Origin of the sequence: Kamptonema sp. UHCC 0994 (assembly GCF_029167235.1) — a bacterium.
GTDB lineage: Bacteria > Cyanobacteriota > Cyanobacteriia > Cyanobacteriales > Microcoleaceae > Kamptonema.
Genome location: NZ_JARFTR010000005.1, coordinates 1 through 21,392 on the forward strand (window position 1 = coordinate 1; position 21,392 = coordinate 21,392).

18 protein-coding genes are annotated in these 21,392 nt (G+C 43.0%); 5 read left to right on the top strand and 13 right to left on the bottom strand.

The window, feature by feature from the left end; all coding sequences use genetic code 11:
• The first annotated feature begins 328 nt into the window (after positions 1-328).
• Together PY364_RS00705 and PY364_RS00710 are read left to right on the top strand one after the other, a co-directional pair.
• Positions 329-643, top strand: coding sequence for a hypothetical protein (locus PY364_RS00705; RefSeq protein WP_275519525.1), 315 nt, complete (start codon positions 329-331; stop codon positions 641-643).
• A gap of 94 nt (positions 644-737) precedes the next feature.
• Positions 738-1,694, top strand: a complete 957-nt coding sequence (locus tag PY364_RS00710; protein ID WP_275519527.1) for a DUF362 domain-containing protein — start codon at positions 738-740, stop codon at positions 1,692-1,694.
• Between the two features lie 417 nt (positions 1,695-2,111).
• Here the strand turns inward: PY364_RS00710 and PY364_RS00715 are convergent, their stop codons facing one another.
• The 13 genes from PY364_RS00715 to PY364_RS00775 form a co-directional block, all read right to left on the bottom strand.
• Complete coding sequence (locus tag PY364_RS00715; protein WP_275519529.1) at positions 2,112-2,234, bottom strand: hypothetical protein; 123 nt, start codon at positions 2,232-2,234, stop codon at positions 2,112-2,114.
• 12 nt (positions 2,235-2,246) lie between these two features.
• On the bottom strand, positions 2,247-3,053 hold the full coding sequence (locus tag PY364_RS00720; protein WP_275519531.1) for a WecB/TagA/CpsF family glycosyltransferase: 807 nt from the start codon (positions 3,051-3,053) through the stop codon (positions 2,247-2,249).
• Positions 3,053-4,129, bottom strand: coding sequence for an NAD-dependent epimerase/dehydratase family protein (locus PY364_RS00725; RefSeq protein ID WP_275519533.1), 1,077 nt, complete (start codon positions 4,127-4,129; stop codon positions 3,053-3,055). Before PY364_RS00725 ends, PY364_RS00720 begins: the two co-directional genes overlap by 1 nt.
• A gap of 108 nt (positions 4,130-4,237) precedes the next feature.
• The gene (locus tag PY364_RS00730; RefSeq protein WP_275519535.1) at positions 4,238-5,473 is read right to left on the bottom strand and encodes a glycosyltransferase; all 1,236 of its coding nucleotides are present in this window, start codon (positions 5,471-5,473) and stop codon (positions 4,238-4,240) included.
• Positions 5,474-5,792: 319 nt separating this feature from the next.
• Positions 5,793-6,953, bottom strand: coding sequence for a glycosyltransferase family 4 protein (locus PY364_RS00735; protein ID WP_275519537.1), 1,161 nt, complete (start codon positions 6,951-6,953; stop codon positions 5,793-5,795).
• 10 nt (positions 6,954-6,963) lie between these two features.
• Positions 6,964-7,890, bottom strand: coding sequence for a glycosyltransferase family 2 protein (locus PY364_RS00740; RefSeq protein ID WP_275519539.1), 927 nt, complete (start codon positions 7,888-7,890; stop codon positions 6,964-6,966).
• Between the two features lie 5 nt (positions 7,891-7,895).
• Entirely contained in the window at positions 7,896-8,897 is a 1,002-nt protein-coding gene (locus PY364_RS00745) for a hypothetical protein (protein WP_275519541.1), read from the bottom strand.
• 31 nt (positions 8,898-8,928) lie between these two features.
• A complete protein-coding gene (locus PY364_RS00750; protein ID WP_275519543.1) occupies positions 8,929-10,068 on the bottom strand; it encodes a glycosyltransferase family 1 protein in 1,140 nt (379 codons plus the stop codon).
• A 91-nt stretch (positions 10,069-10,159) separates the two neighbouring features.
• Positions 10,160-11,407 carry a glycosyltransferase family 4 protein gene (locus tag PY364_RS00755; protein ID WP_275519545.1) on the bottom strand — a complete coding sequence of 416 codons (1,248 nt, stop codon included), beginning with the start codon at positions 11,405-11,407 and terminating at the stop codon, positions 10,160-10,162.
• Positions 11,404-12,360, bottom strand: coding sequence for a glycosyltransferase family 2 protein (locus PY364_RS00760; RefSeq protein ID WP_275519547.1), 957 nt, complete (start codon positions 12,358-12,360; stop codon positions 11,404-11,406). Before PY364_RS00760 ends, PY364_RS00755 begins: the two co-directional genes overlap by 4 nt.
• Positions 12,361-12,640: 280 nt before the next feature.
• Positions 12,641-13,618, bottom strand: a complete 978-nt coding sequence (locus PY364_RS00765) for a glycosyltransferase family 2 protein (RefSeq protein ID WP_275519549.1) — start codon at positions 13,616-13,618, stop codon at positions 12,641-12,643.
• A 144-nt stretch (positions 13,619-13,762) separates the two neighbouring features.
• Entirely contained in the window at positions 13,763-15,109 is a 1,347-nt protein-coding gene (locus PY364_RS00770; protein ID WP_275519551.1) for a flippase, read from the bottom strand.
• Between the two features lie 54 nt (positions 15,110-15,163).
• Positions 15,164-16,507 (bottom strand): O-antigen ligase family protein, encoded by a 1,344-nt coding sequence (locus PY364_RS00775; protein ID WP_275519553.1) that lies wholly within the window; start codon positions 16,505-16,507, stop codon positions 15,164-15,166.
• A 247-nt stretch (positions 16,508-16,754) separates the two neighbouring features.
• On the opposite strand from PY364_RS00775, the gene PY364_RS00780 reads away from it, so the two are divergent.
• The 3 genes from PY364_RS00780 to PY364_RS00790 all read left to right on the top strand — a co-directional run bounded on the left by PY364_RS00780 (position 16,755) and on the right by PY364_RS00790 (position 21,286).
• Positions 16,755-18,221, top strand: coding sequence for an SLBB domain-containing protein (locus PY364_RS00780; RefSeq protein WP_275519555.1), 1,467 nt, complete (start codon positions 16,755-16,757; stop codon positions 18,219-18,221).
• 31 nt (positions 18,222-18,252) lie between these two features.
• Positions 18,253-20,601, top strand: coding sequence for a polysaccharide biosynthesis tyrosine autokinase (locus PY364_RS00785; protein ID WP_275519557.1), 2,349 nt, complete (start codon positions 18,253-18,255; stop codon positions 20,599-20,601).
• Between the two features lie 319 nt (positions 20,602-20,920).
• Positions 20,921-21,286 (top strand): response regulator, encoded by a 366-nt coding sequence (locus tag PY364_RS00790; RefSeq protein ID WP_007353891.1) that lies wholly within the window; start codon positions 20,921-20,923, stop codon positions 21,284-21,286.
• Positions 21,287-21,392: the final 106 nt, after the last annotated feature.

The following is a 21,392-nucleotide window of genomic DNA, read 5'->3' on the forward strand; positions in this document are numbered from 1 at the left end:
GCGGTAAAGATACCGCCTAGAAGGCGGCGTTACGTAATCGTGCGTAAGTCCTGTTGCAATTAAGAACATAAGTTTGGTAAAATTGAGGTATTGCGTGCGCCACTCTCAAGAATAGACAAAGCCCCTTATAAGGGCGGGTTTGCCAAAAGTTTTAAAGGTACTAACAGGCTAAATAAACCCGCCCCCACCCCGAAAGGAAGTCTTTTATTGACAATGGTGCAAAATATAACGGTTATCAAGCAAGTGAGTTATGCAATTAGCAATTAGCTATTAGCAATTAGCTATTAGCCATTAGCAATTATCCCCAAATAAAACTACTAACAAAAATATGAGAAGTTCCTTTGCTACCCAGGCCCAAACCAACGCCACACAAGTTACCTTTTATTTTGATAACGGTCAATCAGAAGCATTTAATATACCCATCCCCGCCGCTACCTTCAGTCAACAATTACCCCAATTGTTAGCGCAACCTATATTAACATTCCATTTAATAGACCAAACAGTGATCGTCTACACAGCCAAGGTGATGAAAGTAGAAGTAAAACCGCCTATGCCTCAAATTCAAGGAGAGGGAACTTTCCCTAACTCTCAGCGAGTCACCACCATGCAGCGCGGGGCAACTGGTAGATTTCCAACTGAATAAAATTCTAGCAAACTTCAAGAATTTTTAGAAAATTCTTAACTGCTAAAATATTTCTTTTGATTGCATTTCCTTTCTTCCTTCTTCCTTCATTCCTATGGCTAAAGTTAGTTTAATTCGCGCCAAATCTTACGATTTCCATGCCTTGCAGGAATCCCTAGAAACCCTGCTAGAACCCCTAGGAAGCATCAATAACTTTGTGAAAAAAGGCGATCGCGTCCTCCTCAAACCTAACCTTTTAACAGGTTCTCGCCCAACCAAAGAATGTGTCACCCGCCCCGAATTAGTTTACTGCATTGCTAAAATGGTAATAGCAGCGGGGGGTAAACCATTTTTAGGAGATAGTCCCGCTTTTGGTAGTGCAATTGGTGTCGCCAAAGCTAACGGTTATTTGCCATTTTTAGAAGAACTAAATTTGCCAATAGTTGAGTTTCAAGGCAAGCGTTATCAGACTGTTAGCGAAGAATTTAATCATTTGCGATTGTGCAAAGAAGCAATGGAAGCAGATGTAGTAATTAACATCCCCAAGCTAAAATCTCATATGCAATTAACTGTGACAATGGGAGTTAAAAACCTGTTCGGTTGTGTACCCGGAAAAATGAAAGCATGGTGGCACATGGAAGCAGGTAAAGATAGCGCTCGTTTTGGCACAATGCTAGCAGAAACTGCACGCGCAATTAACCCAAATTTGACAATTCTTGATGGCATTATCGGTCACGAAGGTAACGGGCCTAGCGGCGGCGAACCTCGCTATTTAGGAATTTTAGGTGCGTCGGCCGATGTATTTGCCCTCGATCGCTCTATAATAGAAATTGTCAATGTAGAACCCGCAAGTGTTCCCACAGTAGCGGCATCTATAAGATTGGGTTTTTGCTCAAATTTAGAGGCAATAGAATTTCCGCTGCTGCAACCGGAAGAATTAAAGATTTTGGATTGGAAACTACCAGAAACTATGATGCCGATAGATTTTGGAATGCCCCGCGTGATTAAATCCACTTTCAAGCACCTTTATATCCGATTGATCAAAGAACCGATGACTGCTTACCGAGGATGATATAGGTAGGGGCTAGGGGAAGAAGGGAATAGAATAAACGAGTTTCAGTAATTTATACAAATCCGGGTTTACTACTCCCTTAATTGTCATTGTGAGCCAAGCGAAGCGCGTCAAGCGAAGCGCAGTTGCGAGCCAAGCGAAGCGCGTCAAGCGAAGCGCAGTTGCGAGCCAAGCGAAGCGCAGTTGCGAGGGTACGAAGCAAGCCCGAAGCAATCTGAGGCGCGAAGCGTTGCGAGGAACGAAGCAATCTGAAGCAAGCCCGAAGCAATCTGAGGCGCGAAGCGTTGCGAGGAACGAAGCAATCTGAAGCAATCCCGAAGCAATCGCCTAGTCTCTGCGATTGCTTCGCGGAGCTCGCAATGACGACAGAATTACTAATAAAGCGGATGACTAACCCAGATTTGGTATTAGAATGTCCTAACTATCTTGGCGGTTGCTATATTTTTGAATTTTGAGTTTTGTAACGCCGCCCTCTGGGCGGTCTAAAAACCGCCGAGACGGCGGCGTTACAAAAAATGCAAAATCTAATTCAAAACTCAAAACTCAAAATTCCTAACCGTAACGCATTTCCTCCAAAGGGGGATCTGTGTCTTGAGGATCGAACCGCTTTAAGTTCAAAGATTGCAAAGTAAATAGCCAAATATAAAGCGGATTTAGTAAAAGATATCGCTTCCAAAGACGCTTCGGTTCCATTGCCAAGCGAAATACCCATTCTAAACCTAAACTAGCTAAAAACTCAGGAGCTTTGGCCAAATTTCCGGCATGAAAATCGTAAGCTGCACCTACAGCCATTAATGGCATTGACAAATCATTGCGATATTCATAGGCCCAAACTTCTTGCCGAGGACAACCCAAACCAACGAAAGTAATTGCGGCCCCACTTTTGCGAATTTGTTGTACAATTTCCCGTTTTTCTTCCGCAGAAACTTGCTTAAATCGAGAAGGTTGAGCACCCGCAATTACTAACTTAGGAAAACGCTTGCAAAGATTATGGGATAAAGCTTCAAGTACGGAAGGTTTAGAACCGTACAAGTAAATAGGCAATCCCTCTTCTGCTGCACGTTCGCACACTAATAACATTGTAGTTGGCCCGCAAACGCGATCGGGAAGTCGCGCATGATAGAGCAAATTTAATGCCCATCTTACAGGTTGTCCGTCTGGCAATACTAAGTCAAAATGATTGAGTCGGTAGCGATGAATTCTGTCAAGAACTCCCGTCATTACGCCGTGAACGGCTAGAGCGGAAATAGACATGGGTTGGTGTTGGTGTGCGGCAGTAATAATGGTGCTAACAGCCGCTTCATAATCTAGAGAATTTACCAAAACACCAATGACATTTTTCTTGCCTTGATCTATCATTATGCTACCTCTTTTAACCAACGATCGCGGTTAAATTCGTAAATCTCCTCAAGGATTTGTTTGACATTATATTTCATCTGCCATTCGGGATAATGACTGGCAAATCGCCCATTATCGCTAATCCACCAAATATGATCGCCAACTCGATTAGTTTCTCCATAATTCCAATTCATTTTGCGACCAGTAATCTCTTCGCACATCTGAATGCCTTCTATCATTGAACAATTGCTATGGCGACCTCCCCCAGCATTGTAAACTTCTGCTACTCTGGGAGCTTTAAAAAATTCATAGAATGCAGCAATTAAGTCCGCGCTGTGAATATTGTCACGTACTTGTTTGCCTTTGTAACCAAAAACTGTGTAAGGAGTACCCATTGCCGCACACTTCATTAAATAAGCTAAAAAGCCATGCAATTGAGTACCAGAGTGATTGGGCCCCGTCAGGCATCCCCCCCGAAAACAGGCCGTTTTCATATTAAAATAGCGCCCGTATTCCTGAACTAAAACATCAGCGGCTACTTTAGAAGCGCCAAACAAACTATGCAGCGTGTGGTCAATTGACATATCCTCTCGGATGCCGCCTGCGTAGGTATGGTTAGGGTCAATTTCCCAACGATGCTCTAATTCTACTAAGGGCAAACGATTAGGTGTATCGCCGTAAACTTTGTTAGTTGAAGTGAAAATAAATGGAGATTCAATTGCATATTGCCTAGTTGCTTCCAGCAGGTTTAATGTGCCGTTAGCATTAACGGTAAAATCCGTCAGCGGCTCCCGTGCGGCCCAATCGTGGGAAGGCTGAGCTGCGGTATGAATTACTAACTTAATATCAGAACCATACTGCTTAAAAACCTTGGCAATGGCTTCATAATCCCGAATATCTGCTTCGACATGGTGATATTTGCCTTTTAAGGATTGCTCTAACCGTTGCCGATTCCAAGTAGTGGAGGCTTCGTCTCCGAAAAATACGCGGCGCATATCATTATCAATTCCCACCACATCAAATCCCTGGCTGGCAAAAAAATTAGATGCCTCGGAACCAATTAAACCAGCCGATCCAGTAATGATTACAACGCTCATTCGATTTTAGATTTTAGATTTTGGATTTTGAATTTTGTAGCTGTTATTTGTGATTTGTTATGGAAACTTTTGTGACCATAACTCCTAACTAATAACTAATGCACCCGATCAAATTTTATCTTTTTGTTGGGCAACGATGTCTTCGCACAACTGAGCGAAGAACTGACCGTTAACATCCCAATCATATACCTCTGCCACCCGTTTTTGACCTGCTCGACCCATGCGCGATCGCAACTCTGGATCGTCGGCCAAATGAGCGATCGCCTCAGCTAAGTCATTGACTGCCTGTTTGGGATGATAACCAGGCACTTTTATGCCCGTTTCAGCGGTCACTTGGGTAGAGGGCCCTCCCAGATCGAAGCAGACGATCGGACGACCCGCAGCCATCCCTTCCAGGCACGTCCACCCACCTGAATCGTGCAAGCTGGGGTGAATTAATACATGAGATTCCCCTAGCTTACCCAAACTTTCCTGGCGCGGCAGCCTCCCCCAGAACTTAATTTGAGAGGAAATGCCCATTTCTTCCGCTAGAGATTTTAGGCGATCGCGTTCCGGCCCGTCTCCCAGCAGCCAATATTCAGCATTTGGCAAGTTAGCGATCGCAAAGGCCCGCACCGCTAGGTGATAGCCTTTCCAGTGCAACAGCCGCCCCATACTGATAAACCTGATCGGGGAATCTCCCGGCATTTTGCACTCTCCCAGCCGTGTCATCTCTGCCTTGGAGAGATAGGACTCGGAAAGTACCTGTACGTTTTTCGCACCCATAGCCCGCACCCGCTTCGCCGTATCCTCCGTTGTCGCCAAGGCTAAGACGCTACGTCGGGCCGTCATCCTCGCAAACAGATCGCTTTCGCCTAACTTTTGCGCCCACTCTCGCGCTGTTTCGTAAAGTTTTGCCTTGAAGCTAAAATCTGCCCAAAAAGGTTTGGGAGCAGCTTCACCGCCGCCTACGGGGCCCCAAATAAAAGGAATTGGCAGCAGTGAGATGAAGCTAGGCGACCAAAATTTAACGTAGGTAACGTGGCGGGCGATATCAAAACCTATTTTACGGTGGAGCGATCGCGCCACAAAATAAGCCAAAATTTGCCACAGATAGTAGTGTAGTTGCACTCCCCCCTGTCTGCCTTTAAAGTTCTCTTTCCAGCCTAGAGGCTCAATGTAGATAAAGTTTAGGTTCGCGATCGGTCGTGCAGCAAGTTCAGCTTCAATAGCGTCGCGGTAAAAGGTGCGAGTTAGAACCCAGACTTCTTGGTGTTTTGCTGCTTCTACCACCGTATTCCAGCCCACTCCTTCTTCGGAACCCTGTCCGGGTTCGCAGGCAAAGGCAGATAAAAGAATTTTCATCTGTAGATTGTTACTTGTTGGTGGTTAGTTGTTGGTGGTTAGTGGTTCGTGGTTCATTGTTGCGATCGCAAAACGAATTTACCAACTATTTGTGTAATTATAACTAATGAATTTGGTAAAACCCGTACAAATCCATCGTAACAGTCGAGGTTGAGAAAAGTGAGTTTAAATTAATACCACTTCTGAAAAGTGTTGCTGCAATCTCAATCTTGGGTTTCACTTCGTTACACCCAACCTACTGCGATTGCTCTCACCAAATTTTTCAGAAATCGGATCAAAACTAACCACAAATCACCAAGCAACCACTAACCACTAACCACTAATCATTCCCCATTAAAAATGATGTAACTTCAGCATAAGCTTCAGCAGCACTTGCCGGAGTTGTACGAGCAATTAACTGACGAGAACACTCTCCCATTGACTGTATTAGATCGGGATTATCCAGAAAGCGGCGCATCGCCGCCGCTAACTCTTGAGGATTTTGGGGATCAAAAATGTAACCATTTTCTCCCTCTACAATCAGTTCGCACGCAGCCGCTGCATTAGAACAAAGTATCGGTTTGCCAAACACCATCGCCTCTGGCACCACCATCCCCCAGACATCCTCAAAAGTAGGAAATACAAAAATATCAGCTTGCTGAAAGTAAGCTCCCAAACTTCCGTACTCAACCCATCCCACCCAACTTATCTGCTCTTCAATATGACGCTCTTTAATAAACGCTTCCAGTTCCTCTCGTTGATCTCCCTTACCAACAATTAGCAGCGTATAATTAGAGTATCCCTGACTTTTTAGAACTGCACAAGCTTCTAGCAAACTCTTAATTCCCTTCCTGGCTGTAATCCTGCCTACATAAAGAAAAATTGGGCGTTGCAACTGCAAATTAGGCGCAGTTGTTTTTTCCAATCTTTTCATCAGAGCTTCAGTATCAGGAACTAGATAAGTTCTAGTAAAGACTTGCTCTGGTTGAGCATTGAGCACTTCCACCAGATATTTTGTTCCCGCTTGGCTGTTAGAAACAAAGGCATCAGCAAACCGAGCCAGAATGCGTCGAGCAAAAGTCCTAAAACCAGAATCTCGAAAGTCAGAGTTAGGGGAACTCCCATCATAAATAATTGCAATTCGCCAACCACAAAGCGGTTTTAAGACTACTGTTAAAACAGTCCACAGCGAAAAAGCTTGAGGAAAAACCACTTGAGGACGAAATTGCAGCAAGTAACCGATAATACTGGGAGATACCATCAGAAAGCCGCGATCGTAACCCATCTCTATCTTAGTAGTTTCAACAAATTTAGTCTCTCCTACTATTTCAATTGCCGATGCTCCTGGCAGTGTCTCATCAAATCCCGGCCAAACGCGGCCGGTATAAAACTTAGTCTGCTTAAAAATTTTAGTAAATTCTCTCAAGACTGGTTGCCAGTATGCTCCCAGTTCGACATCAGGGACAAGCCAAGCAATGCGAATTTGATCCCGATTCTGCATCCTCTTCACCTTAGTTTTTGTTGTTAGTTAATCCTAGTTTAGTCAAGACTGAAAGCCACACTAACCTCCGATAAGGTAGCAGCCAATAAATTGGCCACAATAAACCTCCGTGGCGCTGAGTAAATACTTTCCACTCACTAGCAGGTTGCAGAGTCGCATCTTTAAAGGCTAAGCCTTTAGGCGTACTCATTTTTTGCAAGCCTTCCGTCAGATTTGATGCCGCAGTTTGTGTCACTTGCGGGTTGAGAGAGCAAGTTGCTAGATGACCCTTTGCAATCCAGACTGTACATCCTTTTTGCTTCGCTCGCAAGCCGTAGTCCCAATCAGCTATGTAGTGGACGAAGGCAGGATCGAGATTGCCAACAATTTGAGCTACATTACGAGGAATGAGGACGCAATTACCATGTATTGTCCCACAAGGTTGAGGCTCTTGAGTTGGTTCTAGAACGCGGTAGCGAAAAGGGAGTAAGAAGTTATCTCGCACAACGCCGCCGTAAGTGGTTTTGCCTGTTTGGGGATCGCAGGTTGAACCCGATACAATTGCTTTAGTTTCTCCTTGTTCTAATAATTCCTTGCTAGTTGCTAACAAGGTACTGACGGCTTCTGGATATAAGATTGTGTCGTCGTTGAGCCAGAGGTAGTAGTCGGGATCGTCTTTTATAGCTTCAGTGAAAGCAAAGCGCATTCCACCGTTCCAAAATAGGTTGCCATTGCCATGAAATATCTTGACTTGAGGATAAGTTTCACTGACTGCTTCTGCCGTGCCATCAGTGCTAGCATCATCTACTAAATAGGTGGTGAGGCTAACATCGGCGGGTAGATTTTGGTTGAACAATGCCTCTAAACAAGCTAATGTCTTTTGTTTGCGATTGAAGCAAGTTAGAAGGACTGCAATTCTAGTATTGTTCATGTTTTCTAAATTAGTTGAGTCTTCCATAATCGTCAAAGTTTTTTGAGTTTTCCTTCTCTCAGAACTGTTACCTTTTGTGATTTCTGCGGAAGTAACCGACGTTTAATCTTCCTTAATGTTATCTTAAGGCTATCCATAAATAAAGCCTTTGTAATTAACATATTCCTGAGCCAGGGGGGAGTATTTAAAGCTTTTAAGCAACGTTGTTGATATCGATCGTATAAGGGACTATAATAATCTTCGTGATTATGTTCTTTGTCTTGTTGCAAAACGATATTGTTGGCTGTTTCCAAATTTCTTAAGGTCTGCGGCAGATCGAAACTGTAGCCACTTACTAAGTCGTACCATTTTACTCCTTTTTGTGTTAATCGATAGCCTTGATCCATTTCCACAAACAAAGTCCAATCTGACTTGCCATCGAAAATCATTTTGTAGCTATCCAAAAGATTACGATTGTAGACTTGCAGCGCGTAGGATGTTCGGATAAAATAGTTTCCTCCGTTAGCGTAAAACCACTCTCGACCATTTTCATGAGAAAATAAGATCATCTTTAAGCGAGCCGCATAAAGCATAGTAACGGCGGGGTCTCGCTCATAGATTTTTTCACATTCATCTAAATCTACAATCAGATTGTCTGGAATTAAGTCTGCTTTAATTTGACCTCCAATTGTGGGAAATTCTAGGGGATATCTACTCGCAGGAGATGTCAAATCGAGATAGTGTTCCTGAAACTGCCAGATATATTTCGGGGGAGAATCAAAGTAATTGTCTATTAGGAAACCAAAGTAGTCTATTCTAGCACCTTGGTCAATCCCCCAATTTCTTCTAACTATGTAATGAACTTGTTTATTGAATTCCCAACCTTTTGTTTTCAAGAAATCAGCAACTTTCCCTTGCTCTTTTTTATGATTAGAAGAGCAGTCTAAGATATAAATTTTATCTTGCTCTGGATCGAAGTTTCTGATTTTGTCAAAGTTGTCTAAAAAGAGGGAAATTCGTTCGTAATTAAAAACTACTAAATGAAAGCGATCCATCTGTCTTCCTCCCGTACATCATTCAAAAAAATTATAACAGAGATAAGTAGACTTGTTTAGTCTGTTCCGCACAACTCTCCCAAGAAAAAAGCTTGATTCTTTCTGCACCGAGTTGGATTAATTTTTTACTTACCTCCGTTGAGAACAAAATATTCTCTAAAACTTCAGCAATATTTTCAGGTTCATTCGGGTCAAATAATTTGGCTGCTTCTCCAACCACTTCAGGTATGGAGCTAGTATTGCTGCAAGCAACGGGACAGTTAAGTGCCATTGCCTCTAACAGCGGCATTCCAAACCCTTCGTAAAGCGAAGGATAAACAAAAAGCGCAGCATTTTGATATAAACTTGCCAGAAATTTGTCATCTCCTGAAACTTGAATAACCTTACCTTCGGGAAGTCCAAGTTCACTAATATTATTGATTTCGTCACTAGAAAAGGTCTGACTACCAAAGCAGATGAAATGAAAGTTATTCCGCAGTTGACTAGAATTTGCATAGGCTTGTAATAGAGTTTTAAAATTTTTGTAAGTTCCTCTGTCTCCTACGTACAAAATATAGGGATGAGGTATGTTGGGAGCAGTGGTATTGCTATCATAGCTGTTTAAGGAGTAGCCATGATAGACTACAGATATCTTGTTAGGGTCTACATTTAAGATTTCTATTAAATCTTTTTTGGTATTTTCCGAAACACAAATAATCCTATCGGCTTGCTGCACAGCTTCTTTTTTTGCCAAAGATGTTGGATCTTCTTGGATATTAAAGATTTTTTTGCTATTGAAAAACTGATTGAACTTTTCGTGGATCATGTCGTGGACTGTAATTACCACTTTCATTTGCGGATCTGTTACGAGATTTTGAGAACTGTAATAAGTTTTGTGCAAAATATCATGGGGGTGTTTTTTTAGCCAAATTGCAGAAAATTTCTCGTTAAACTTTTCAGCTAATTTGTTGATGCTGTTTCTAGTGTAGGGAATAGGAAATCCGACAATTAAGTTAGATTTGTTGTGAGATTTATAACTTTTCAAATACTCATTGACATAAGCGATCGCTAAAATTTTAACCTCTATATTCTCAGATTGAGCGAGGTGAGTTGCTACCTCATATATATATCTGGAAATGCCACCATATTTCTGCCAGCTAAAAACTTGATGATCGTAGACAACTCTCAGCATATTAGACCTTAACCTTCAATAGTTTGTTGACTTGATTTTACACTCTGTTCACAAAAGAGAGATTATATTTATACTAAAATCTCAGATCGAATTAGATGGGAACTAATTCTTTAAAAATAGATAGATATCGACTGGCTTGCAATTCTTGGCTAAATTCTCGATCCGCTTTTTCACGGGCGTTAGCGCAAAGTTTTTGGTGCCTTTCTGGGTTTTCTAATACCCAGGTAATACCTTGGGCTAAATCTTCGCTTTTGTAAGGTTGAGCTAAGTAACCATTTTGTTGATGATCGACGATATCTTTTAACCCTGTGGCATTAAAGGCAACGACGGGAGTGCCACAGGCGAGTGATTCTGAGGCAGTTTGACCAAATGCTTCATACACTGAAGGCACTACCATCACATCAGCGGCGGAATAGGCGAGGGCTAAGGTACTATCGTCGTACAATTTACCTAGATAGCGTACCTTAAAACCGAGCTCGGATTGTTGTGTGGGTTTTGATGCACCGAAAACTATGAGTTCTAATTCTTCTGGGTTGTGAGATTGACTTAACTCTTTAATTGCTGACTGAAGTAAGGAAAATCCCTTCCAGCGATCGCCTGTTCCCTGCATAGCTCCAAATAATATCAGTTGTTTGTCTTGAGGTAAATTTAAGATAGTTCGTGCCTGTAGGCGGTTAATGGGTTTGAAAGTTTGAGTGTCAAGCCCATTGGGGATAACTTCTATTCTATACCCTTTAAAGAGAGAGCTTTCACTGGCGCATTTTGCTAACCACTGGCTAGGAGTAACCAGGCAAAGGTTTAAATGTTTCCAAGCTTTCGCTTTTCGTTGCCATACCCAGCGGGATAGATCGAAGTCTTTGCTGCTGTGCAGTTGCGGGCAACTACCGCAAGATTGAGTATAGCGATCGCAATCTTCCGTATAGTGACACCCGCCTGTAAAACTCCACATATCATGCAGCGTCCAAACTATGGGCTGATTAAACTTAGGCAGACTTTCTATTTGCAGAAATCCCTTGCAAGTCCAGTGTAAATTAATAATATCTGGTGCTATTTCAGCCACTTTTGCAGGTATAGAATCTGGTAGCCACTGGGTAGAAAATATCGCAGAATTTCGCTGTGAATACAGCCGCAAAGGTAAGTTATAAACTGTTGCTCTGATTTCTTCAAATTTATGAGCTAGCTTCCCTTTAATCGCAATGACATTGGGATCGTCACTCCTCTTATTTTGTACAAGGATTTGGGAACTTAGCCCTAGATGTTCTAAGCCTTGATGCAGCCGATAAGTTGCACGGGCTGCACCCCCTTCTCTATCAGAATAACTGAGAAGCAATACTTTCATAAACGCTTGCCATTAACTGGACTTGCCTTGATTTTCAAGAGTTGATTCAGCTTGTATTGCACTTTTCTAATCATCGGTGGATCGTAATCGTATAAAGTATTTTGAGTGAAATTATCTGCTTGGGTATCCCGAATCAAAAAGGGAGGATGCTTCAGCGGAAATTCTAGAGGTTCTGTAGGCATATTATTGTAAGGACTGTCAACATCTGGTGTATGAGTTCCCCCCGCCCCATGCCCAATGTTAGACACTAAATTGGTTTGAGAAATAATGTTCAATCCATTTTGAATGAAACTGGCAAATGCCCATTGAAAATCCCAGGTATTTAGTTTTCCTTCATAACAGAGTTGGAAAGCATTTGTCCACACTCTCACTGCACGGGGATCTTTGAGAATATCTGTTAAAAAATTGCCGTCACGAATTTCCGGCCACAGTTTCATCTCTAAATCGTAGTGTTTCCAAGCCCGTCTCCAACTCGCCCAACTCCAGCAGTGAGTGTAGCAAGAAAAGTAATAGCTATAATCTGTTCGCTGTCGCCCAAATTGAACATTTTGACCAGAAATTGACATAATTCTTGGATCGTATCGATAGCGTTCTAGCAATTCTTCAGCAAAGCGGAAAAATGTAGGATCGGGCAGACAATCATCTTCGATAATAATTGCCTCTTCAACTGTATCAAATATCCAATCTATACCGCTAGCAACGCGCTGCCGACAACCGAGATTAGTGTCTGCATAATTTTTCAATACTTCACAGTCCCAATCTACTTGGTCAATAATAGCTCTAACCGCAGCGCATTCTTTGTCTTCTCCTGGTCTATCTGCACGGGGCCCATCAGCTACTACTAACAATTTAGGGGGTTTGATCTGACGAATTACCTCAAATACTTTGGCGGTTGTATCTGGACGCTTGAAGATAATAAAAGCAACTGGTGTTTGAATTTGATGATTGGACATTGCTGGAACTCTACTTATAATTTAGTATTGGGAAGACTGACTCAGCTAATTATCTCCTCTTACTTGTTGCCATCACTTGCTCTCGGCTGAGAGCAAAGATTATTCTAATTATAGTCTCGAAATTGGCTTGGGTGTGCTATCACAGATTAAATTTACAATATTTTTTGTTGCGTTTTGTGAATTTCCTAAAACTAATTCAGGACTTACACAAAAGTATCCGTAACACAGCCAAAATGGCAGCATTACGGTCGATAGTCACCCTTGCTTAAAAATAATTAAATTAGTTGCTGCTATGGGGATTAATTAATTGCTGATTGGCGCGATCTATCATATTTTGCAGTTCGCCACTGCTAATAATTGAAGCATAGGCATCGTAAAATCTCTTGCCATTAATAATTGATTGTTTTTTCACTCTTTCACTATTAAAAATTCTCATCCCACCAGCGCCAACATTTCTCACAAATGGGCAGGGATATAAGCCTACCTGGTATCCCGCTAACCAAGCTCTCACGCTCACCTCATCATCGTCAAACTGAAACGGAGCGTAATCTTGATTAATACCTCCTAGTTCCAAAAACTGCTTTCTTCTGAAAAAAGTTGGGGATCTATTTACGGAGGTAGTAAACATAAATGGTAGACCAGACTTGGGCTCTATATAGTGAGGTGTGCCATAAATATGGTTCTTAAAAAGTCCAGGCCAACTCCCTATATCTCCAATTCTGCTATAGGTGGGCTCTCGATCTGGAAGCACTGGATCTGGCATTAAAAAATCTAAACCTTCTCTACCACCTAATATTAGTAAATCTGGTAAAGCTTCAAACAAAGTGAGTGCCTGCTCTACCCAAGTATTATTGTAGGGAGGGATATCATCATCTTGGAGTAAACAAACAAATTCCCCTTTTGCCATCCCGATTGCTCGATCGTAGGTTCTCACCTCGAACAAGTCATTACAGCGCAGCAGAAAGTCATTGCGCCTGTCAAGATATTTCATCCACTCTTCGTAAGAGCCATCGCTAGAGCCATCATCAATCACTATCAGTTCTTCGGCTGAAGTTAACCTGAGTGCATTAATGATACTTTTAATATTGGGCTTTTTATTGAAAAATTGCACAATTAGTGAAAGTTTTGGAGTGTTTATATAAGCGGAACCTTTGTCTGAAGTTCGGGCACTGGTAATTTTCTCCTGTATTTTTTGTTCATGCCTCTGATTTGCCAGTTGTAACCATTTTCGCCATAACTTTGCTTTCAAAGACTCCATTTCTCCTCCTTAGTGAAGCTGTTTTTGGGCTGTGGCTAAGATTATAGCAAAAAAGTAAGATAATTTCAATATTTCACTCTAATACTAGCCACTTACTGTTACTTTCTTAACTGCTGAAGTTAGAATGTATGTGCATAAACTTGTTTATCCTCCAGAGGAAAATCTGCCTATTTTTTTGATGATGTCTACTAGAAAAATTGCTTTCGTTTGCATCCAAAACATCTTTCTAGTTTTCGGGTAAAGTGCGTGGGCTAAATAAGAAGCAGCCATTTGTGCAATCAGAGTAGCAATCCCGGCTCCCAAACCACCATAGCGGGGAATTAAAATAAAGTTCAATATAATATTAACAACTGCACCCACAGCAGTTGTCGCGGCTGAAAGATTTAAGAACCCTTCTGTAATTAGCCATGTACTTCTGGCGATTCCCAAACAGACAAACAGCCCAGCCCAAATCAGAACCGCTAAAGAGGGGGCAGCACCAAGATAGTTTTTTCCATACAAAAGAATCACTATCGGCTGTGCAAACAACATCACAGGAATTGCAACTGCATAGGATATTAAAGACATTAAATATAAAAGTTTTTGCAGGCGCTCCGTATAAAGAGTTTCACTAATGTCTTTAGCTTTAACAATCGATGGGAAAACCGAGCCAACTATAGCCATAGGCACAAAATACCATAGCCCAGAAACTTTGACGGCTGCTGCATACAGTCCTAATTCTTCCGTGCTACTAAGCTGTTTCATCATGATCTGATCGATCTGCATATAAATAAAGATCATGAAGTCGGATAAAATCATCGGCCAGCTTTGACGGAGCAATTCCATAGCCAGCTTCCGGTTGAATTGCCACTTTAATATCTGATTTCCATTTGCTTGATAAACAATCACAAACCCTAACGCTCTTAAAGCATACTCAGCACTAAATAACCAGGCAAAGGAAACTAATGAAGCTCGGAAGTTAATGAGTATAACTTTAACAACACTCATAATCAAATAAGCCCCATTTGTAGACAAAACGGTATATTTTGATTGCACTTGCGACTGGAACCAGAAATCGATGGCTTCAAACGGCTGAAATAGGGTTACTAATGCTGCTACCCCTACCAACAATTGAGTATAGGGTTCCGTAGGATTCAACAGGATTACTGTTCCCACAGTTAACAACAAAGCTATCAAACTACCGATGTATTTTAGGACAAAAACTGTACCAAGAATTTCTTCCTTATTAGAGGAATTGCGAGATAGATCGCGAATTACAATCGAACCTAACCCAAGGCTAGCAATGGGAGCAAACAGTCCCGCTGTCGCCATCGCGTAGTTAAGCAAGCCGAATCTTTCCGGTTGTAGATAACGAGCGACCCAAAGCCCTACTAATAGACCCATACCTAGCTGCAATATCTTATCAGCAAATAGCCAAGTTGTGTTGGCAATCACCTTACGCAGTCCTGGGCTGAGCCTATCTATAAACGCAAAGAGTTTGTCTAATATCATAAGTTTTGAATTCGTTACAAAGCAGGTGATTTTTTAAAATAGTCCTCTTTCCGTTCAAGTCTTTTGTGAAATGTCTCGACTCAGGCGGACTGACATGACAATGTACCAAAACCAAATGCTGGTTGTCCCAAAAAGACCTGTTTCTGTAAGATTTGTCATTAGTATATAGGTCAAGATGAAAAGAGGCAAGCCAGCTTCAGGCAATTGGGTGCGGGTTAAATACACCACACCCTTAACTATATTATTTAAAAATGAAAATATAAATAATATTAATCCCCCCCAACCTAAATCGCAGGCTAAATCTAAAAAGCCATTGTGAGAATGCGGTGGGACAAATTGGCTTTTAACTATGATAATAGTATGAGCAGGATTTTCCAAACCGCGCCAAGGTTGCCAAAAACCCGCAACTCCATACCCCAGAAGGGGACGCTCGTTGATTTTCTCTACGATTTGCGGCCAGAATTCAGTTCGCCCCGTCAACGTCATATCTTTTTTAAGACCATCGACAACGATCGCCTCCAGATTATTGATTACCACAATTGCCAGACAAATGCTAACGATCATGAAAAGTATGACTGAAATCACAGCCCACTGCACCGGCAATTTTTTGATGACACTGAGATAAAACCAAAAGCCTAATAAGATAATCACCAAGATTCGACTGGCTCCGCTGCATCCTTTTTGGACTGCTAAGGAAGCCAACAAACCAAACACAATCGCCAAACGGCGATTTTTAGGAGAATAAAAGGCATACAAAAACCATAAAACTGCTGTTTGAGCCATAAAAAATGAAAACTGGTTCTTGTGGCCCAATATTCCATTCCAGCACCCAGCCTCATCCGCATTGGTTTTGTACAGGCTCCAGAACATAACAAATAAATTGACTACACGCCACCAAGGATATAGCTCTTGCCAACTATATTGATTTCCTATGTAAATAGCGATAACTGTTACTTCTAAAATCACCAAACTATTTTTGAGGGTGACATCACTCGTATCTGACCACAAAAGCGAAAACAAGATCATGAATAAAAGCACCGCTAAAGACGGATCGCTACTCATAGTCCGTAAAAACGCTTGTAAATAATCTTTCATGGTCAAACGTAACCGAGGAAATAATACGAATAGAAAAGCAGCATAGATTCCGATCTGTCCGATGATAGTTGGCGGTGTAGTCCGGTCTGTTGCCATCACGAGCGGGTGTAACTTAGTAAAAGGCATCACTCCTGCGCCTGATGCTCCCGAAATAGCAAATAAAAATATGCCAGCGATGATTTTTTCTAAATTTAACCCAAATTTTTTATTCCTGGCTACTGATTGATAAATCAACATCAGTACAATGACAGCAATCGCTATAATAATTAGCAAAAATAGAGGATCGCGGAGAATTTCTTTCATTGCTAGTACCGACCTTAAATATTTCTTCTTATTGGGCTGTCTACTGACAATCCACTAGGAGCGAGTCTGTCTTTAAATATAGTCAACGTTTCTCAATATTGCCAGAGCGAGGAGGCGACTTAAGTATTTTCCCTTTTGCTAATGCCCTGTGCCTTGCGCTCTCTGCCTTCTACATAGAACTCACAGTTTGGCAGTTTCTTGCCAGCTAGGTTACATTAAAATAACTAAGCAAATTACGTTGTATATTGTGAACGCAAGTTTGCCCAGAAAAATCATCCCCATACTGACCGGCTTGAGCCTGTTAGCTATAATTGGTGTAGTTTACCCACAGCCGACGGTCGCCCAACGGCAAAGTACACAGAACCCCTCTAACGCAACAGGCACTTACACTCTAGGAGGCGGAGACAACATCCGCGTCGATATTTTCGACTTACCCCAACTCAGCGGTAACTACCAAATTCCGGCTGGTGGTGTCATCCAATTGCCCCTAATTGGCAGTATTTCCATTCAGGGGCTAACCCTTGAGGAAGCAACCACTGCCATTTCCAATGCCTATGCCCCTGTCCTCAAACGCCCCCAGATTACAGTCAGCCTGCAAGCGACGCGCCCCCTTAATATCTGGATTTCAGGAGAAGTGAACCGCCCAGGTTCCTATAGCATTCCCCTGAGCTCAGGAGCGGGTAATGTCCCTTCCGTGCAATTTCCCACCTTAGTGCAGGCTATTGAACGAGCTCAGGGCGTGACCCAAATTGCTGACATTCGGCGGGTAGAATTGCGGCGGCGAGCGGGGGGAGTTGGCGAACCGCAAGTCTTGACCTTCGATCTGTGGAAATACTTACAGACTGGTACTGTATCTGCGGACATCACCTTGCGGGATGGAGATGCCATCTTCATACCCACAGCGGCAGCCATGAATCTAGCCGAAGCCCGTCAAATAGCAATTTCTACCCTTGCTCCTGCTTCTAATCAAGCTCGTACAGTAGCAGTGGTAGGAGAAGTAATTCGCCCAGGAAGGTATGTCGTAGTCGGAGGAGATACCTTATCCGCCCAAAGCGTCCAAGGATTGCCAACAGTAACGCGGGCAATTCAGCTAGCTGGAGGCCTCAAGGCCCAAGCGGATATTCGCCAGGTGCAAGTGCGTCGCCCCACCAGTGCGGGTTCCGAACAAATCTTTAGTGTTAACCTCTGGCAACTTTTAGAGAGCGGTGATGTCAATCAAGACACGATTTTGCAAGACGGAGATACGATTATCATTCCTACTGCTACGGAAATTAATCCCGCAGAAATATCTGCGATCGCAGACGCTAGCTTTTCTCCAGCTAAAATTCAACTAAACGTCGTAGGAGAAATAGTCAGACCAGGCCTAGTAGAGGTACCAACCAACACCACCCTAAACCAAGCGCTGATGGCAGCAGGAGGATTCAACAGCAGTAGAGCTAAAAAAAGTTCTGTGGAACTCCTCCGCCTCAATTTTGACGGCACTGTTTCCCGGCGCATTATACAACTTGATTTTACTCAAGGAATCAACGAGCAGACCAACCCCCTAGTCCGAAATAAAGATATCATTGTAGTCAGGCGCTCCGCGACAGCCGGAGTAGTAGACACCGTTAACCTGATTTTAAATCCCACCGCTGCCCTTCTGGCAGTACCCAGCACTGGTAATGCCCTCCTATCATTGCTGAATAACTTGGGACTTATTAGATTGCCTAAATAACACTTTTTAGCGAAGGAAGCAATTAAAAATTATGGATACAGAATATCATTTCCAACCAACAACAGCGAAGCGCAATGGGGCTATGCCTCAACCAGGGCCCAACCTCTCTCCAGGAAATAACGATACTAGCGATCAAGAGCCTTTAGATTTAGGCTGGCTCTTTGCCGTAATGCGGAGAAGGATGGGGCTGATGGTAACGATCTCAGTCATACTCGGCGGAATTTCCGGGTCGCTGGTACTGTGGAAAACTAAGCAAATAACCAGGCTCTATCAAGGTAGTTTCCAGGTTTTAGTAGAGCCAATCACGGCTGAAGGTCGATTGTCTCAATTGCTGATCCAGTCTCAGAGTGCTAATTTCAGTGCTGATGAAGTTAACAAAGTTGGTTCCTCTGTCGAAGACAGCAGTATGGTAGACTACCAGACTCTTTTGCGAGTGCTAAAGAGTCCCAAACTTTTAGATCCACTGGTCAAAAAATTACAAGGAAACTATCGAGAAGTTAGCTACACAAAGCTGAATACTCAGTTAAAAATTAACCGGATTACTTATGCTAAAGATGGTAAAGAAGCTGGCACAAAAATTATAGAATTTACTTACCAGGATAAAGACCTAGATAAAATTAAGTTTGTCCTAGATACAGTTTCTAAATACTATTTAGAGTACAGCCGCCAAGAGCGCCTTAAACAGACGACAAAGGGCATGGAGTACATTGATAGCCAGCTTCCAGCACTGCGGATGCGAGTGGATAAACTCCAGCGACAACTGCAATCCCTACGTCAGGAGGCTAACCTGAGCCTACCAGAATTAACCAGCAGAAGCTTTGCCGATCAAGGGAACGCTATTGGCTCTAACCAAGTCACTCTCCAAGCCCAGCTCGCTGAAACCAGGAAGTTATACAGTAACCTGAAAACGCAGTTAGCACAGGGCAATATTTCTGGAGTAGTGGCAATTAACCCGAAAGGGTACGAAACCTTAATCAACCAGCTTCAAACCCTGGAAACTCAACTGGCAATTAGTGCCACCCAATTTCGTGAAGATAGTCCACCGATGCAGTCTTTGCGAGAAAAGCAGAAAAATGTACGCGGTTTGTTGGAGAAAGAAGCTAAATCGACGATTGACACAGTGGCAAGTCAAATCCAGCAGCTAGAAGCTCGCGAGCGCAGTCTGACGGCAAGTGAAGATAGTTTAAATAAAAACATCAGAGAATTACCTTCCGTCCTCCGCCAATATGGAGATTTGGAGCGGGAATTAGGGGTGGCGACAGAAAGCTTGAAGGTATTCTTATCTAAACGAGAAACACTGAAACTAGGTGTGGGACAGCAGGACACGCCGTGGACGATCATTACTGAACCCACGATCCTGACAACTGAATTTGGCAAACCTTTATCGGTGACTGTTACCAATAAAGGTAAAAATTTAGCGATCGCATTAGTATTAAGTATCCTATTTGGCGTAGCAGTAGGCTTCGTAGTAGAAGTTCTCAATACAGTTTTCCATACCCCAGAAGAAATTAAGTGGGGAACGAAACTACCAGTGCTAGGTTTGATCCCGCTGACCAAAAAACTCAAGAGAATCAGCAAAAAATCTAAGCCTCGGTCATCAGTCAAGAATCTTGGGGATGCAACTCCAGGCAAGAGCCCACAATTACAGTTGGGTGGTAGCAAGTCTCACGGGGATTTAGATTATTCCTTTCTAGAAGCATTTCGTTCCCTGTACACCAATATCCGCTTGCTGACCCCAGGGAGATCGATGCGATCGCTAGTGATTGGTTCAGCAGTGACAGGGGATGGCAAATCTACCGTTGCCTTTTATATGGCGAGGACGGCGGCTGCCGTCGGCCTGCGAGTGTTGCTGGTAGATGCTGATTTGCGCTTGCCTCAACTCCACCTACGGTTAGGCTTGCCAAACGTGCGCGGACTTAGCGATGCGATCGCCACAGACCTCAGCTTGAACGACGCAATCCAGCGATCGCCAGACGAAGACAACCTTTTCATACTCACCGCAGGTTCCACCCCACCTGACCCGATCAAACTCCTATCATCGAAAAAAATGCTCTATCTCATGGAGCAATTTCAAGCCTTTTTTGACTTAGTGATCTACGATACTCCCCCCCTTGTCGGCCTAGCAGACGGGCACATTCTCGCCGCTCACACTGACGGTACAATCTTAGTAGTAGCGCTCGATCGCACCGATCGCTCTCTCGTCACCAAAGCATTAGAAGGATTAAAAATTTCCGGTGCTTCTGTCTTAGGAACTGTCGTTAATGGCATTCAAAACTCAGACCATGCCTCCATGCACCGCCAGGTCAATTTGGAGACCATCTACAACAATCAACTGGAGACATTAGGTAGTCAAAATACCAATCCCGCTCAAAAGTTTTGAAACCCCAGACAACTAGCATCGTTTAGGGAATGTCGAGAAACAGATCGCACCGCGCAGGACGGGAAGAGCGAACTCAGACTCACATTTTCTTAGGCTCTGCCCTTAACAACATTTTTTTGTTGAGCGATGCTATTTTTGAGATAGAGTGGTAAAGTAGCAAAAAGCCCTAGGTGTGTCAACCGAGATTTCTCGGAATTATTAAGAGAATGATAAGGAAATGATGAGACGTGGGTAAACTATATATAACCAATCACATTTTAAATCGGGGTACGCTACCCTTGCTTGTTAAAGTTTCAACCCAGAAACTAGGTAGGAATATATGAGTACAGTTATGGTTGTTGACGACAGCGTTACCCTGCGGGAAATGATCGCCGACCTGCTCAAAGGCAGAGGGTTGAATGTTACTGTAGCCAGTGACGGTGTAGAAGCTCTAGAGCAAATCAAAGCTAATTGCCCCGATCTAGTCGTTCTGGACATCGTTATGCCCCGCATGAATGGCTATGAAGTTTGCCGACGGCTTAAGAGCGACCCCAAAACCCAAAATTTACCAGTGGTAATGTGTTCGAGCAAAAGCGAAGAATTCGATCGCTACTGGGGTATGAAGCAAGGGGCAGACGCTTACATTGCTAAACCTTTCCACCCACAGGAATTGGTTGGAACTATTAAACAACTCCTGCGCGGGTAGCGATCGTTTCAAAGTTGGCGATCGCAAAATCTATAGCAACCGCCATAATAATTAGGACAATTTTATAACTTACGTAACGCCGCCCTCTGGGCGGTTAGGCCACCGC

Bases quoted from the DNA above. Each gene is read 5' to 3' on its own strand.
- PY364_RS00770 (WP_275519551.1), bottom strand. From the start codon at position 15,109: ATGATATTAGACAAACTCTTTGCGTTTATAGATAGGCTCAGCCCAGGA.
- PY364_RS00720 (WP_275519531.1), bottom strand. From the start codon at position 3,053: ATGATAGATCAAGGCAAGAAAAATGTCATTGGTGTTTTGGTAAATTCT.
- PY364_RS00760 (WP_275519547.1), bottom strand. From the start codon at position 12,360: ATGTCCAATCATCAAATTCAAACACCAGTTGCTTTTATTATCTTCAAG.
- PY364_RS00750 (WP_275519543.1), bottom strand. From the start codon at position 10,068: ATGCTGAGAGTTGTCTACGATCATCAAGTTTTTAGCTGGCAGAAATAT.
- PY364_RS00790 (WP_007353891.1), top strand. From the start codon at position 20,921: ATGAGTACAGTTATGGTTGTTGACGACAGCGTTACCCTGCGGGAAATG.
- PY364_RS00705 (WP_275519525.1), top strand. From the start codon at position 329: ATGAGAAGTTCCTTTGCTACCCAGGCCCAAACCAACGCCACACAAGTT.
- PY364_RS00755 (WP_275519545.1), bottom strand. From the start codon at position 11,407: ATGAAAGTATTGCTTCTCAGTTATTCTGATAGAGAAGGGGGTGCAGCC.
- PY364_RS00725 (WP_275519533.1), bottom strand. From the start codon at position 4,129: ATGAGCGTTGTAATCATTACTGGATCGGCTGGTTTAATTGGTTCCGAG.
- PY364_RS00710 (WP_275519527.1), top strand. From the start codon at position 738: ATGGCTAAAGTTAGTTTAATTCGCGCCAAATCTTACGATTTCCATGCC.
- PY364_RS00775 (WP_275519553.1), bottom strand. From the start codon at position 16,507: ATGAAAGAAATTCTCCGCGATCCTCTATTTTTGCTAATTATTATAGCG.
- PY364_RS00735 (WP_275519537.1), bottom strand. From the start codon at position 6,953: ATGCAGAATCGGGATCAAATTCGCATTGCTTGGCTTGTCCCTGATGTC.
- PY364_RS00745 (WP_275519541.1), bottom strand. From the start codon at position 8,897: ATGGATCGCTTTCATTTAGTAGTTTTTAATTACGAACGAATTTCCCTC.
- PY364_RS00765 (WP_275519549.1), bottom strand. From the start codon at position 13,618: ATGGAGTCTTTGAAAGCAAAGTTATGGCGAAAATGGTTACAACTGGCA.
- PY364_RS00730 (WP_275519535.1), bottom strand. From the start codon at position 5,473: ATGAAAATTCTTTTATCTGCCTTTGCCTGCGAACCCGGACAGGGTTCC.
- PY364_RS00785 (WP_275519557.1), top strand. From the start codon at position 18,253: ATGGATACAGAATATCATTTCCAACCAACAACAGCGAAGCGCAATGGG.
- PY364_RS00740 (WP_275519539.1), bottom strand. From the start codon at position 7,890: ATGGAAGACTCAACTAATTTAGAAAACATGAACAATACTAGAATTGCA.